This is a genomic window from Pseudooceanicola sp., assembly GCF_041987405.1.
Taxonomy (GTDB): domain Bacteria; phylum Pseudomonadota; class Alphaproteobacteria; order Rhodobacterales; family Rhodobacteraceae; genus Pseudooceanicola.
Genome location: NZ_JBHIWR010000009.1, coordinates 1 through 12,874, shown reverse-complemented (window position 1 = coordinate 12,874; position 12,874 = coordinate 1). Strand labels below are relative to the sequence as shown.

The following is a 12,874-nucleotide window of genomic DNA, read 5'->3' as shown; positions in this document are numbered from 1 at the left end:
ACGCTGCGTCAGACCCAGTTCGAGGCCGCGAAAGATCGACAGGCGATCCTCCGCGCTCAGATGTTCATAGTTTCGTCCCATCGCAACAGCACCTTATCGCTGTTGCACTTCAACTGTGACTCTGCAGGAGAGGGCTGGGGTGAGGGGGCTTGGCCGTCTCCACGATGGACCGGCCGATTATATGCTCATGCGGCGGCGCGGTCTGCCAAAACAGCCATGTCTTCCGCAAAGTGCAGCTTCGCCCCGCTGCGGGCCTGCAATTCCTCGCGGCTCAGCCCGTCGATCATGTCGGTGACGAGGAACCTGCGGTCCTGGATGTCCAGCACGCAGAGATCGGTGAAGACCTTCTTGACGATCCCGGCCCCGGTCAGGGGGTAGGTGCAGTCCTCCACCACCTTGAAGCCGCCGTTCTTGTCGTTGTGGGTCATCATCACGAAGATCCGCTGCGCCCCGGCGGCCAGGTCCATTGCCCCGCCGATGGCAGGCAATGGATCATCCGCATCGCGCGCCCAGTTGGCCAGATCGCCGTTCGGCGCGACCTGATAGCCGCCCAGCACGCAAAGCTGCAGATGACCGCCGCGCACGATCCCGAAGGACCAGGCGTGATCGAAGAAGGAGGCGCCCTTGATCGTGGTGATCGGCTTCTTGCCGGCGTTGATCAGGGTCCAGTCGATGTCCTTTTCCTCGGGGTAGGGCCCCATGCCGAGGATGCCGTTTTCCGAATGCAGCAGGATTTCACGGTCGTCGGGCAGGTAGTTGGCTACCAGTTCCGGCATGCCGATGCCGAGGTTCACGTGCCAGCCGTCCTGGATATCCCGGGCAAGGCGGGCGGCGATGCCGTCGCGGGTCAGCGGTGTCATGCGGATTTCCTCCAGTCCTGCCAACTCGCCTCGGGCACCTCTTCGGTCTTGAACAGGTGGTTGGTGAAGATCCCCGGGGAATGGACGTCGTGCGGGTCGATATCGCCCAGCTCCACGATCTCGTCGGCCTCGACGATGGTGGTGCTGGCGGCGGCGGCAACCAGCGGGTTGAAGTTGCGGGCGAGGTTGAGGAACGTCAGGTTGCCGAAGCGGTCGGCCTTGTGCGCCTTCACCAGCCCGATCTCGGCGGTGATGGCGGTTTCCAGCACGTGACCGCGGCCGTTGAACATGCGGGTTTCCTTCCCCTCGGCCACCATCGTGCCGTAGGAGGTGGGGGTGTAGAAGGCCGGAATGCCGCAGCCGCCGGCACGGATCCGCTCAGCGAGGGTGCCCTGTGGCATGACCTCCAGCTCCATCTTGCCGGTGGTGACCAGTTCATGCGCCAGCTCGCGCATAGCGCCGCGCGGGAAGGAGCAGGTGAGCTTGCGCACCCGGCCCGCATAGAACAGGGCAGCGAGGCCTGTTTCACCATCGCCCGCGTTGTTGGACACCAGATCTATGTCCTTGATCCCGCTATCCAAAAGCGCCTTGATCAGCATGTTGGGGCGTCCCGCCTCGCCAAAGCCGGCGACCAAGACCCGCGCGCCATCTCCGATGCCTGCAAAGGCTTCGGCGAAGCTTTCGCATCTGCGGTCAATCATTCGGTTTCCTCCCTGTTCCGGCCCATGGTTCAAGTTTTCTACCGGGCGGTCAATAGCCATTGACGCATGACCGGAGCATGGAATAGCGTGCCCAAGAGTGCAAAACTGATTTCTGCAATGCGGAAAGATGCGCCAGGGAGGATATCGTGAGCGAAGATAAGGTCTCCGTCCGGACGGACGGCGAGGTCGGGGTCATCGAGATTGACAACCCGCCGGTCAATGCAATGAGCGGCGCGGTGCGCAAGGGCGTCTGGGACGGGCTGCACACATTGCAGGCCGATGACGCGGTCAAGGCGATCGTCCTGGCCTGCAAGGGTCGGACCTTTTCGGGCGGCGCGGATATCACCGAGTTTGGCAAGCCGCCGACGGAGCCGGGCCTTTCCACGCTGATCGACGAGATCGAGGCGTCGGAGAAGCCGGTGGTTGCGGCGGTCTTCGGCACGACCTTCGGGGGCGGGTTCGAGATTGCGCTTGGCTGTCACTACCGGGTCGGTCCGGCCTCCGTGCGTCTGGGTCTGCCAGAGGTCAAACTTGGGCTGATCCCCGGCGCGGGCGGCACGCAACGGCTGCCCCGCGTGATCGGCATGGTGGCGGCGCTAGAGCCGATCGTCACGGGTGATCCGATCCACGGCGGCGAGGCGGCAGAGATGGGCCTGATCGACAAGCTGATCGAGGGCGATCTGACCGAGGGGGCGATTGCGTTTGCGCGGGATGTCGTCGGCAAGCCGCTGGTCCGGATTTCGCAGGATGACAGCAAGCTGGCGGAGACAAAGGCGGATCAGACGGCGTTCGAGGAGGAGGCGACCCGGCTTCTGTCCCGCACCAAGCGTCTGCAGGCCCCTGCGGCCTGCGTGGAAGCGGTGCGCAACTGTCTGACCATGGATTTCGCCGAAGGGTCGAAGGCCGAGCGCGAGATCTTCTATCGCCTGCGCGAGGGCGAGGAGAGCAAGGCGCAGCGGCACCACTTCTTCGCCGAACGCGCGGCGCTGAAACTTCCCGGCGTGGGCAAGGATGTGACACCGCGCCCGGTGCAGAAGATCGCGGTGATCGGCGCGGGCACCATGGGCGGGGGCATTACCATGTCAATGGCCACGGGCGGCTATGACGTGGTGATGATCGACAAGAGCCCCGAGGCGCTGGAGCGCGGCATGGGGATCATCGAAAAGAACTACCGCAAGACCCAGGCGCGCGGCGGGTTCACCGAGGATGAGGTGAACGGCGCGCTCTCCCGCATCTCCACCGCGACGGATCTGTCGGCCACGGCGGATGCGGATATGGTGATCGAGGCGGTCTACGAGAACCTGGAGCTGAAGAAGTCCATCTTTGCCGAGTTGGACAAGGTGGCAAAGCCGGGGGCGGTACTGGCCTCCAACACCTCGACCCTGGATGTGGACGAGATCGCCAATGCGACCTCGCGGCCGCAGGATGTCATGGGGATGCATTTCTTCTCGCCCGCGAACATCATGAAACTGCTGGAGAATATTCGTGGGGCGAAGTCCGCGCCGGATATCCTGGTGACGGCCAATACGGTCGGCAAGCAGGCGGGCAAGATCCCGGTGACGGTCGGCGTCTGCAACGGCTTTGCCGGGAACCGCATGGGCGGCGCGCGGGCGCGGCAGGTGCAGCGGATGTTGCTGGAAGGCGCGATGCCGCAGGATATCGACGCCGTGGCCAAGGCGTTCGGCTTTGCCATGGGGCCGCTGGCGGTGAACGATCTGGCGGGGCTGGATATCGGCTATGCCGTCCGGCAGGAGCGCGGCGAGGTTTCGCCGATTGCCGATGCGCTGGCCGAGATGGGGCGCTTTGGCCAGAAGACCGGCGCGGGGTTCTACCTGTACGAGGGTGGCGCGCGCACGCCGATCCCGGACCCGATGGTGGAGGAACTGATCAAGAAAATCAGCGCCGAACACGGCTTCACCCCGCGCGAGATCCCCGAGCAGGAGATCCTGGACCGGCTGCTGTTCCCGCTGATCAATGAGGGCGCGCAGATCCTGGACGAGGGGATCGCGATCCGTTCGTCGGATCTGGACGTGATCTGGGTCAACGGTTTCGGCTTCCCGCTGGCCAAAGGCGGGCCGATGTACTGGGCAGATGGCGAGGGTGTTGCTAACGTCTATGAGCGGCTGAAGGGCTATTACGAGGTTTCGGGCGATCCGAACCTCGAACCCAAGCCGCTGTTGAAGAAGCTGGCCGAGGAGGGCTCCAGCTTTGCAGAATGGTCCAAGGGGAGGGGCTGATGAGCAGACCGGAACGTCCGTGGTACAAGTGGTACGCGGAAGGTGTAGACCCGTATTTCGAACCCAAGCCCGAAACGGTCAACGACCGGATCACGCGCAGTTTCGCGACCTGGCCGGATACCGTGATGATCGAGTATTACGGCAAGGAATACACCTATGCCCAGATGCACGGTCTGGTGTCGCAGGTGGCCCGAGCGCTGAAGGCGGCGGGGATCGAAAAGGGCGACCGCGTCGCGCTGCATCTGCCGAACTGTCCCTGGCATCCGATCTTCTTCTTCGGCACGCTTTGGTACGGGGCCGTGGTGACGCATCTGTCGCCGCTGGATGCCACGCGTGAGATCGAGCACAAGCTGACCGACAGCGGTGCGAAGATGGTGATCTCGCTCACGACGCCGGAATTTGCCAACCACTTCACCACTCTGATCGAGGAAGGGTCCTGCCCGCCGCTCTATCTCTGCCCTGATCCGGTCTCGGCGCAGGGGCGTGACTGCCCGGTGATCCCGGGCGCGCATTCGGTGGCGGAATTGCTGGGTGGTCATTCCAACGAGCCGATGGATGCGGCGCCTGTCACTCCCGATGATCTTGCACTTTTGCAATATACTGGTGGCACAACTGGCATTCCCAAGGCCGCTCAATTGACCCATTCGAACCTTGCGACCACGTCGCAGATGTATTCGGAAATGGGCAAGGGCGAGGCATCCCAGAAGCCCGGGAAGCCGGCGCTCGGCTACTCGCCCCTGTTCCACATCATGGGGCTCAGCTCCGGCATGATCAAACGGGCGAGCGAGGGCGGCACGCTGTGTCTGCGCCTGCGCTTCGACGCGGCCAGCGCCATCGACGAGATCGAAAAGAAGGGGATCGTGTCGCTTGGCGGGGTGCCGACCACCTGGATCGCCATCCTGGCCCTGCCGGATATCGACAAGCGCAATCTCAGCTCGCTGGAATATGTCGCCTCGGGCGGCGCGCCGCTGCCGGTGGAGGTCTACAACCGGGTCAAGCAGCTGACCGGGCACAAGTTGCGCGGGGGCTGGGGGATGACCGAAACCTCTCCCGCCGGGACGACGGTGCCCAAGGGAATGCCGGACGAGAAACTGGGCACCATTGGCGTGCCGGTTCCGGGGCTCGACATGAAGATCGTCGATGTCGAGGATTGCGAGAAGGAACTGCCGCCGGGCGAGGCCGGGGAAATGGTCATCAAGGGGCCGAATGTCACCAAGGGGTACTGGAACCGGTCCGACGCGGAAAACGCCGAGTGCTACAATTCCGAGGGCTACTTCCTGACTGGCGACATCGGCTACATGGACGAGGACGGCTGGTTCTACATCGTCGACCGCAAGAAGGACCTGATCCTGTCTGGCGGCTTCAACGTCTATCCCCTGACCATCGAGAATGCGATCCATCAGCATCCCGATGTGCTGGAGGCCATGGTGATCGGCGTGCCCGATGCCTATCGCGGCGAAAGCGCCAAGGCCTTTGTCATGCTGAACCCCGGCGCCAAGGAATTCACCTTGAAGGAGCTTCAGGCGTTCCTCGAGGACAAGCTGGGGCGGCACGAAATCCCGCGTCATCTGGAATTCCGGGACGAGCTGCCGCGCACGGCGGTCGGGAAGGCATCGCGCAAGATGCTGAAAGAACAGGAATTGGCCAAGGCGGCCGAAGAGACGGCGTAAGGAGCAAGAGCATGGAGCTGACATTCACCCCCGAAGAGGAAGCCTTCCGCCAGGAGGTCCGCGAGTTCATCGAGGCCAACCTCCCGGCCGAGACGCGCGATCACCTGAAGCGGGGCAATCCGCCGACCAAGGAGATGACCGTGCAGTGGCACAAGACCCTGCACGCCAAGGGCTGGGCCACGCCGCGCTGGCCTGCGGAATGGGGCGGTCCGGGCTGGTCCGTCACGCAGATGTATATCTTCCAGCAGGAGAACCAGCGCGCCGGTGCCCCGGACCCGCAGGGCTTCAACGTCGGCATGATCGGCCCGGTGCTGATCCAGTTCGCCAGCGACGAGATGAAGAAGGAATTCCTGCCCAAGATCGCGTCGCTGGACTATTGGTTCTGCCAGGGCTTTTCGGAGCCGGGTGCGGGGTCTGACCTCGCCTCGCTCAAGTGCAAGGCGGAGTTTGACGAGGCCAACAACCAGTGGATCGTCAACGGGCAGAAGACCTGGACGACCTATGCCCAGCATGCCGATTGGATCTTCCTGCTGGTGCGGACCTCGAACGAGGGCAAGAAGCAGGAGGGCATTTCCTTCCTCCTGGTCGACATGAAATCTCCGGGCGTCGAGGTGCACCCGATCCAGACGATGGACGGCGCGCATGAGATCAACTCTGTCTTCTTTACGGATGTGAAGGTGCCGGCCGAAAACCTGATCGGCGAGGTCAACAAGGGCTGGACCTATGCCAAGTTCCTGCTGGGCAACGAACGCCTCGGTGCACCGCGTGTCGGGGCGTCGCAGGCCAAGCTGGAGGAGCTGAAGGAGATCGCGAAGACCCGCATCGTGCGGGGCAAGCCGCTGTGGGATCACCCGCGCTTCCGTGACAAGTTCGTCGAGGCGCAGGTGGAGTTGAAGGCGCTGGAAATGACGGTGATGCGCGTGCTGTCTTCGATGCAGGCGGGGGCGGATACGGGCAAGCCCGATCCAGCGACCTCCGTCATCAAGATCAAGGGCGCACAGATGATCCAGCGCCTGACCGAGCTGTTTGTCGAGGTGGCGGGCGAACAGGCCGCGCCCTGGACCGATGGCGAGCTGGGCGACAACGCCCGGATCGGCGACGACTGGGTCGAACGGGCTGCGCCGAACTATTTCAACTATCGGAAGTCGACCATCTACGGCGGGTCGGACCAGGTCCAGAAGGGCATCATCTCCAAGGCAATTCTCGGGCTGTGAGGGCAGACATATGAACTTTGAACTGAATGACGAACAGCGGATGCTTTCCGACAGCTTGACGCGCTTTCTGGCCGACAGGTACGATTTCGAAAAACGGCGCAAATACATGGAGATGGAGGGCGGCTTCGATCCCGCCATCTGGCAGGGCTTTGCCGAGCTGGGTATCTTCGCGCTGCCTTTTTCAGAAGATGAAGGCGGGTTGGGCGGCACCTCCGTCGAGACGATGATCGTCGGTCAGGCCATGGGCTATGCGCTGACCAACGAACCCTGGGCGGAGGCGATGGCGATTGCACCGTCGCTGCTGCAGGCCGGGTCGGACAACCAGCGCAGCGAGATCGCCGAGGGGATCATCGGCGGCGAGATCATCCCGACCTGGGCGCATCTGGAGCCGGGCATGATCGACCGGGGCGAGGATATCGCCACCATCGCCAACGCCGAGGGCGCGCTTTCGGGGACCAAGACGGTTGTCAGCTTTGGCGCCGAGGCCAGCCTGATCTTCGTGACGGCGAAGGGGCCGGACGGCCTGGGCCTCTACATGGTCAACGGCGGCGCCTCGGGCATGGAGGCGCGAGAGTACAAGACCCAGGACGGCAAGCGCGCGGCGGAGCTGAGCTTCGACAAGACGCCCGCGGTGAAGCTCTCCGGCGGGATCCCCGCGGAGGAGGCGATCGCCCTGGCCGAGGCGCGCGGTCTGTCGGCGGTCATGGCGGAAAGCCTGGGCTGCATGGAAAAGGCGATCGAGGAGACGGTCGAATACATCAAGGGCCGCGAACAGTTCGGCCGGGCCATCGGCTCCTTCCAGGCGCTGCAGCATATCGCGGCGGGCGCCGTGGTGGAAAAGGAGCAGGTCAAGTCCATGGCGATGTATGCCAGCGTGATGTGCGACGACGGCGATGCGCAGGCGCGGGACCTCGCGTTGTCGGCGGCCAAGGTGAAGATGTGCGACGCCTCGCGCGAGGTGGGCCAGATGTCGATCCAGCTGCATGGCGGTGTGGGCATGACGATGGAATATGCCATCGGGCATTACTTCAAGCGGATGACCATGCTGGAGATCGCCTTTGGCGACCGCGACTTCCACATGGACCGGCTGTGCGAGGCCGGCGGTCTGGCGGCCTGACGCTCCTGGCGGAGCGTTGCCTCCGGAGGGAGTATTTTGAGAAAGATGAAGGGGCCGTGGCAGGTGTCACGCCCTTTCGCAACAGGAGAAAGATGATGGATCTGTTTGAGGCGATGCGCGCGCGGCGCTCGATCCGGGGCTTTACCGATGAACCGGTGAGCCGCGAATTGATGGAAGAGGTGCTGGCGGCGGCGAATATGGCGCCCTCGTCGATGAACACGCAGCCCTGGCATTTTCACGTGCTGACGGGCGAAGTGCTGGAAAACGTCCGGCGCGGCAATACAGAGCGGATGCTGGGTGGTGTGCCGCCCTCGCGGGAGATCGCGGCGCACGGCAAATACGAGGGCGTGCACCGCGACCGCCAGGTGGAGATCGCCAAGCAGCTGTTCGCCGCCATGGGGATTGCCCGCGAGGATGCGGAGCGGCGGCAGGACTGGGTCATGCGCGGTTTTCGCCAGTTCGACGCGCCGGTCTCGGTCGTGGTGACCTATGACAAGGCGCTGGACGATCATGGGCCGATTGCCATCTTCGATGCCGGTGCCGCCGTGCACGGGCTGGTCTTGGCGGCCTGGGCCAAGGGGCTGGGCGCGGTGATCAACGGGCAGGGGATCATGCAGTCGCCCGTGGTGCGCGAATGTGCCGAGATCCCGGAGGATCAAGTGATCCTGACCTGTGTCGCGCTTGGCTGGCCGGATGAAACCTTTGCCGCGAATGCCGTGAAATCGCATCGGCGGGGGGTGTCGGAGAATACCTCGTTTCAGGGCTTCGATGCGGAGGGTCAGGGGCGGCGTCTGCGCTCCGAAGCGGCGGAATAGGTGTCCCGGCCCCGCGCCGGGACCGCGTGGTGTTGAGGTGTTTGGCGGGGTCCCGGCGCAAGGCCGGGACAGCAGAGTGGCTTTTCTGATCGGAAGCAGCGGAATAGGTGTGCGTGTGTCCCGGCCTCGCGCCGGGACCGCGCGGTGTTGAGCTGTTCGGCGGGGTCCCGGCGCGGGGCCGGGACAGTGGAGTGGCTTTTCTGATCGGACGCGGCGAAATAGGTGTGCGTGTGTCCCGGCTTCGCGCCGGGACCGCGTTGTGTTGAGCTGTTTGGCGGGGTCCCGGCGCAGGGCCGGGACAGGGCGTGCCTAGAGGCGGGCCAGTAGCCCGGGCGAGGGCGTGCCGGTGACACTCAGCCCTGCGTCCTTCTGATAGGCGGTGATCGCGGCGCGGCTTTTCGGGCCGATCACGCCGGAGGTGCCGCCGGTGTCGTAGCCCCGGGCGGTGAGCTTTGTCTGCAGCGCCTGCCGGTCCCGCAGGGTCAGCCCGTTGGCATCCGGCGGAAACCGTCCCCGGATCGGTCCGCCGCCCGCCAGCCGGTCAGACAGGTGCCCGATCCCGATCGCGTAAAGATCGGAGTTGTTGTAGCGTTTGATCGCCTGAAAATTCGACGTGACCGTGAAGGAGGGCCCGCCCGCCTGCGGCGTGATCGTCGTGCCGGAGGGCGTGCCGGGCTGTCCGCTTTCGCCGCCCCACTTCAGCCCCCGCGTCCAGCCGGACCTTTCCAGATAGGCGGCTGTGGAGGCGAGAGCGTCGGTCGGATCGTCCGACCAGATGTCGCGCCGTCCGTCGCCGGTGAAATCCACCGCATAGGCGAGGTAGGAGGTGGGGATGAACTGGGTATGGCCCATGGCCCCGGCCCAGCTTCCGACCATGCGCGCGGGGGTGACATCGCCGGATTGCAGGATGCGCAGGGCGGCGATCAGCTGTTTCTCGAAAAACGCGCCGCGGCGGCCGTCGAAGGCGAGCGTCGAGGTGGCAGCGATCACCGGGACCGTGCCACGCTTTTCACCGTACTGGCTCTCCAACCCCCAGACGGCGCAGATGATTTCAGCCGGGACGCCATAGCGGGCCTCCAGCGCATTCAGCGTGCCGCGCTGCCGGGCGAAGGCGGCGCGGCCCTTGGCGATACGCTCGTCAGAGGCGGCGATCTGCAGGTAGTCCTCCAGCGTGTAGGAGGTCTCGGGCTGCGACCGGTCGCGGGTGACGACGCCGGGGATGAAGCCCGCATCGCGGAAAGCGGCGTTGAGGGTCGTGCGCGTGATCCCCGCGGCCTCGGCCCGGGGGCGGAAGGCGGCGACCCAGGCGTCATACCCGGCATTGCGCACGGGGCGCAGGTCGTCTGGCGTGGCGCTGGTGGTTCTTGGCGCGGGCAGGGGGATGCCGCCCCCGCAGGCGCCCAGGGTAGCGGCGCCGGTCAGGGCCAGGAACATGCGTCTGGGGATCATTCTGTCGACGGTGCGGAAAGGGCGCGCGGGGGGATGCGCGGCCTGTGGCTGGTCACGCCGTCGTGACGGTCACGGCCTCGGCGCTGCGGGCGGTCACGCTCTCGTCCAGCTTGGCCTCGATATTGTTGCCGTCGGGGTCCAGCAGGAAGGCGGCGTAGTAGCCGGGGTGATAGTCTCGCAACCCCGGGGCGCCATTGTCGCGCCCCCCGGCGGCGAGGCCCGCGGCGTGGAAGGCGGCGACCTGGGCGCGGCTTTGCGCCTGAAAGCACAGGTGCAGGTCGCGCGTCACTCGCCCGGTCGCGCCGGAGGCGGTGACATAGACCTCATCGCTGTTGATCGCATCTTTCAGCGTTTCGACCTCCCGCCCGAGGGCGGTGAAGATCGCGCGGTAGAAGGGCAGGGAGGCGGCCGGATCGCTCACCCGGATGTCCAGGTGGTCGATCAGCCGCCCCAGGTGATGGCTCATTCCGCCGCCTTGGCGACGCCGGGCCAGCCGAGTGTGGCGGCGAGGCGCTGCTGCGCGGCGTCGTATTCGCGGGAGAGCTGGGCGACCACTTCGGCCGCCGGACGGATGTCCTTGACCACGCCGATGCCCTGGCCGGACCCCCAGATGTCCTTCCACTTCTTGGCCTTGGAGCCGCCTGCGGAGGCAAAGTTCATGGCCGAGGGATCGGAGCGTTCCAGCGCATCGGGGTCCATGCCCGCATTGGCGATGGAGGGTTTCAGGTAGTTGCCCCAGACGCCGGTGAAGAGGTTGGAGTAGACGATGTCCGAGGCACCGTTTTCAGTGATCATCTGCTTGTAGCCGGGCTGGGCGTTGGCCTCTTCGGTGGCGATGAAGATCGACCCGGCATAACCGCCATCCGCGCCCATGGCTTGGGCGGCGAGGATGCTGTCGCCTTTGGCAATGGCGCCGGAGAGGTAGACCGGCCCGTCGAACCATTCGCGGATTTCCTGAATCAGGGCGAGGGGCGACAGGGCACCGGCATGGCCGCCCGCGCCTGCGGCGACGGCGATCAGACCGTCGGCGCCCTTGGAAATGGCCTTGCGGGCGAACATGTCGTTGATGATGTCGTGCAGCACGATGGCGCCGACAGAATGCGCGGCCTCGTACACCCATTCCTGCGCGCCGAGCGAGGTGATCCAGATCGGCACCTTGTGCTTGACGCAGATTTCCACGTCACGCTCCAGCCGGGCGTTGGATTTATGCACGATCTGGTTGACCGCATAGGGGGCGGCGGGCGCGTCGGGATTGGCCTGGTTGTAGGCGTCCAGCTCCTCGTTCATCCGGGTGAGCCATTTCTCCAGCTCGATCTCCTCGCCCTCGGCCTCGCGGGCGTTCAGCGCCGGGAAGGATCCGACGATGCCGGCCTTGCACTGGGCCAGGACCAGATCGGGGTTGGAGATGATGAACAGCGGGCTGCCGATCAGCGGAAGTCTCAGGTTTTGCAGTTGCGCGGGCAGCGTCATGAATCGGGTCCTCCCTGGGGAACGAGTTGTTGGTTGCATAGTGAAACCCATGGGGCGGGAATGCAATTAAATGCTTGAAGCATGAATGTCGGGATCGGCCAAGGGGCGAAGGTCAGGCCGTTGCGTCATATGGGCTTGCAGGACGGGCGCGGGCGGCGCAGCTTTGGCAAATGGATCACGCGGTACATGCCTTCGACACACCCTTTGGCCGGTTCCACCTCTGCGAGGCGGAGGGCGCGATAACCCGGGCCGGGTGGCGCGCGATGGCGGGCCGGGGGGCGACCGGGCTGCTGCGCGAGGCGGAGGCCCAGGTGTTGGCCTATTGCGCGGGGGAGCTGGAGGGTTTCGACCTGCCGCTCCGGGTCGAGGCGGGGGCGCTGGTGCAGGCGGTCTGCGATCAGCTGCGGGCGATCCCCTTGGGCGAAACCCGGACCTACGGCGATCTGGCCACGGCGCTGGACCGTCCTGCCCAGGCAATCGGGCAGGCCTGCGGACAGAACCCGATCCCGCTGATCATCCCCTGCCACCGGGTGCTGGCGGCAAACGGGCTGGGCGGGTTTTCCGCGCCGGGCGGCGTGGAGACCAAGGTGGCTCTGCTGCGGCACGAGCGGGCGGCGGGGCTCTTGATCTGAGCGTTTGGTGGCCGCGGAGAGAGGGCCGCGGGCCTGGCGCAGATCAGGCCGCACGAGGGCGCGACGGGTCGTCAAAAATTGCCGCAGGTCGCGGAATTGACACTGGTCCGCCCGGGTCTCACCCTGTGACCCGCATCCGCGTGATCGTGTTCACACAGGTGGAACGGGGGCCGGGGGGCTGCGTTGGCTTGTTGTAACCATCCACCAGAGCAAAGGGAGAGACTTGCCGTCATGTCGGCACAACTGATCGCCGCAATTGTCGTACTGCCTTTCGCAGGGGCGTTCATCTATGCGGCCATCCACGAATACCTGCGATACAAATCCGATGGACGCGCGAACTACGGTCTGGTCTTCGATGACGAGACGGGGACGAGCTATGTCTCGTCAATCGCCGAAGACGACACGGGCTACGACCCCGAAGACTTCGACCCCGGGAATTATAACGATCCGGAGACCCGGTCCGACCGGGAGGAGGAAAAAGGCTGAGGGTCGTGCGCCCAACTGCAAGGTGATGAGAAATGGTACATCGCCTGGCGCGATGGTCTGGCATCTGCGCGTCGCGGCGCAATAATTTAAGTTGCCTTTAGGTCATGTTGACAAAAGACGCAGCCAGAGGCGGATGGAGGTGATGTCTATGAAGCCAAGGAAGCTCTCAGCGGTCTTGTCGTAGCGGGTTGCGACCCGGCGAGCGTTCTTCAGCTTGTTGAAG

At 64.9% G+C, this 12,874-nt stretch carries 12 protein-coding genes and 1 pseudogene; 7 read left to right on the top strand and 6 right to left on the bottom strand.

What is annotated here, in order from left to right; translation table 11 throughout:
* Positions 1-185: 185 nt before the first annotated feature.
* Both ACFC2Y_RS16915 and ACFC2Y_RS16910 read right to left on the bottom strand, forming a co-directional pair.
* Positions 186-860, bottom strand: a complete 675-nt coding sequence (locus ACFC2Y_RS16915) for a 3-oxoacid CoA-transferase subunit B (protein ID WP_375176233.1) — start codon at positions 858-860, stop codon at positions 186-188.
* Positions 857-1,561 (bottom strand): 3-oxoacid CoA-transferase subunit A, encoded by a 705-nt coding sequence (locus tag ACFC2Y_RS16910; RefSeq protein ID WP_375176232.1) that lies wholly within the window; start codon positions 1,559-1,561, stop codon positions 857-859. The genes ACFC2Y_RS16915 and ACFC2Y_RS16910 overlap by 4 nt, the downstream gene beginning before the upstream one ends.
* 146 nt (positions 1,562-1,707) lie before the next feature.
* Between ACFC2Y_RS16910 and ACFC2Y_RS16905 the strand changes: the two genes are divergently transcribed.
* The 5 genes from ACFC2Y_RS16905 to ACFC2Y_RS16885 all read left to right on the top strand — a co-directional run bounded on the left by ACFC2Y_RS16905 (position 1,708) and on the right by ACFC2Y_RS16885 (position 8,614).
* Positions 1,708-3,798 carry a 3-hydroxyacyl-CoA dehydrogenase NAD-binding domain-containing protein gene (locus ACFC2Y_RS16905; protein WP_375176231.1) on the top strand — a complete coding sequence of 697 codons (2,091 nt, stop codon included), beginning with the start codon at positions 1,708-1,710 and terminating at the stop codon, positions 3,796-3,798.
* Positions 3,798-5,468 carry an AMP-binding protein gene (locus ACFC2Y_RS16900; RefSeq protein WP_375176230.1) on the top strand — a complete coding sequence of 557 codons (1,671 nt, stop codon included), beginning with the start codon at positions 3,798-3,800 and terminating at the stop codon, positions 5,466-5,468. The genes ACFC2Y_RS16905 and ACFC2Y_RS16900 overlap by 1 nt, the downstream gene beginning before the upstream one ends.
* 11 nt (positions 5,469-5,479) lie before the next feature.
* The gene (locus tag ACFC2Y_RS16895; protein ID WP_375176229.1) at positions 5,480-6,682 is read left to right on the top strand and encodes an acyl-CoA dehydrogenase family protein; all 1,203 of its coding nucleotides are present in this window, start codon (positions 5,480-5,482) and stop codon (positions 6,680-6,682) included.
* Positions 6,683-6,692: 10 nt separating this feature from the next.
* A complete protein-coding gene (locus ACFC2Y_RS16890) occupies positions 6,693-7,799 on the top strand; it encodes an acyl-CoA dehydrogenase family protein (RefSeq protein ID WP_375176228.1) in 1,107 nt (368 codons plus the stop codon).
* Positions 7,800-7,894: 95 nt separating this feature from the next.
* Entirely contained in the window at positions 7,895-8,614 is a 720-nt protein-coding gene (locus ACFC2Y_RS16885; protein ID WP_375176234.1) for a nitroreductase, read from the top strand.
* A 309-nt stretch (positions 8,615-8,923) separates the two neighbouring features.
* Here ACFC2Y_RS16885 and ACFC2Y_RS16880 read toward each other — a convergent pair whose 3' ends face one another.
* Genes ACFC2Y_RS16880 through ACFC2Y_RS16870 form a run of 3 tightly spaced genes read right to left on the bottom strand, consistent with a single transcriptional unit; the run spans position 8,924 to position 11,533 of the window.
* Positions 8,924-10,063: a lytic murein transglycosylase gene (locus ACFC2Y_RS16880; protein WP_375176227.1), complete on the bottom strand. Its 1,140-nt coding sequence runs from the start codon at positions 10,061-10,063 to the stop codon at positions 8,924-8,926.
* 52 nt (positions 10,064-10,115) lie between these two features.
* Entirely contained in the window at positions 10,116-10,529 is a 414-nt protein-coding gene (locus tag ACFC2Y_RS16875; RefSeq protein ID WP_375176226.1) for a VOC family protein, read from the bottom strand.
* Positions 10,526-11,533 carry an NAD(P)H-dependent flavin oxidoreductase gene (locus ACFC2Y_RS16870; RefSeq protein ID WP_375176225.1) on the bottom strand — a complete coding sequence of 336 codons (1,008 nt, stop codon included), beginning with the start codon at positions 11,531-11,533 and terminating at the stop codon, positions 10,526-10,528. The genes ACFC2Y_RS16875 and ACFC2Y_RS16870 overlap by 4 nt, the downstream gene beginning before the upstream one ends.
* A gap of 170 nt (positions 11,534-11,703) precedes the next feature.
* Here ACFC2Y_RS16870 and ACFC2Y_RS16865 point away from each other — a divergent pair, with 170 nt between their 5' ends.
* Together ACFC2Y_RS16865 and ACFC2Y_RS16860 are read left to right on the top strand one after the other, a co-directional pair.
* The gene (locus tag ACFC2Y_RS16865) at positions 11,704-12,165 is read left to right on the top strand and encodes a methylated-DNA--[protein]-cysteine S-methyltransferase (protein WP_375176224.1); all 462 of its coding nucleotides are present in this window, start codon (positions 11,704-11,706) and stop codon (positions 12,163-12,165) included.
* Positions 12,166-12,396: 231 nt separating this feature from the next.
* A complete protein-coding gene (locus tag ACFC2Y_RS16860; RefSeq protein ID WP_375176223.1) occupies positions 12,397-12,651 on the top strand; it encodes a hypothetical protein in 255 nt (84 codons plus the stop codon).
* A 102-nt stretch (positions 12,652-12,753) separates the two neighbouring features.
* On the opposite strand, the pseudogene ACFC2Y_RS16855 reads toward ACFC2Y_RS16860, so the two are convergent.
* Positions 12,754-12,874: pseudogene (locus tag ACFC2Y_RS16855) on the bottom strand (IS5/IS1182 family transposase); the annotation flags it as partial.

Excerpts from the sequence above, each read along its gene's own strand:
- ACFC2Y_RS16870 (WP_375176225.1), bottom strand. The coding sequence starts at position 11,533 with ATGACGCTGCCCGCGCAACTGCAAAACCTGAGACTTCCGCTGATCGGC.
- ACFC2Y_RS16915 (WP_375176233.1), bottom strand. The coding sequence starts at position 860 with ATGACACCGCTGACCCGCGACGGCATCGCCGCCCGCCTTGCCCGGGAT.
- ACFC2Y_RS16895 (WP_375176229.1), top strand. The coding sequence starts at position 5,480 with ATGGAGCTGACATTCACCCCCGAAGAGGAAGCCTTCCGCCAGGAGGTC.
- ACFC2Y_RS16865 (WP_375176224.1), top strand. The coding sequence starts at position 11,704 with ATGGATCACGCGGTACATGCCTTCGACACACCCTTTGGCCGGTTCCAC.
- ACFC2Y_RS16860 (WP_375176223.1), top strand. The coding sequence starts at position 12,397 with ATGTCGGCACAACTGATCGCCGCAATTGTCGTACTGCCTTTCGCAGGG.
- ACFC2Y_RS16910 (WP_375176232.1), bottom strand. The coding sequence starts at position 1,561 with ATGATTGACCGCAGATGCGAAAGCTTCGCCGAAGCCTTTGCAGGCATC.
- ACFC2Y_RS16880 (WP_375176227.1), bottom strand. The coding sequence starts at position 10,063 with ATGATCCCCAGACGCATGTTCCTGGCCCTGACCGGCGCCGCTACCCTG.
- ACFC2Y_RS16890 (WP_375176228.1), top strand. The coding sequence starts at position 6,693 with ATGAACTTTGAACTGAATGACGAACAGCGGATGCTTTCCGACAGCTTG.
- ACFC2Y_RS16885 (WP_375176234.1), top strand. The coding sequence starts at position 7,895 with ATGGATCTGTTTGAGGCGATGCGCGCGCGGCGCTCGATCCGGGGCTTT.
- ACFC2Y_RS16875 (WP_375176226.1), bottom strand. The coding sequence starts at position 10,529 with ATGAGCCATCACCTGGGGCGGCTGATCGACCACCTGGACATCCGGGTG.
- ACFC2Y_RS16900 (WP_375176230.1), top strand. The coding sequence starts at position 3,798 with ATGAGCAGACCGGAACGTCCGTGGTACAAGTGGTACGCGGAAGGTGTA.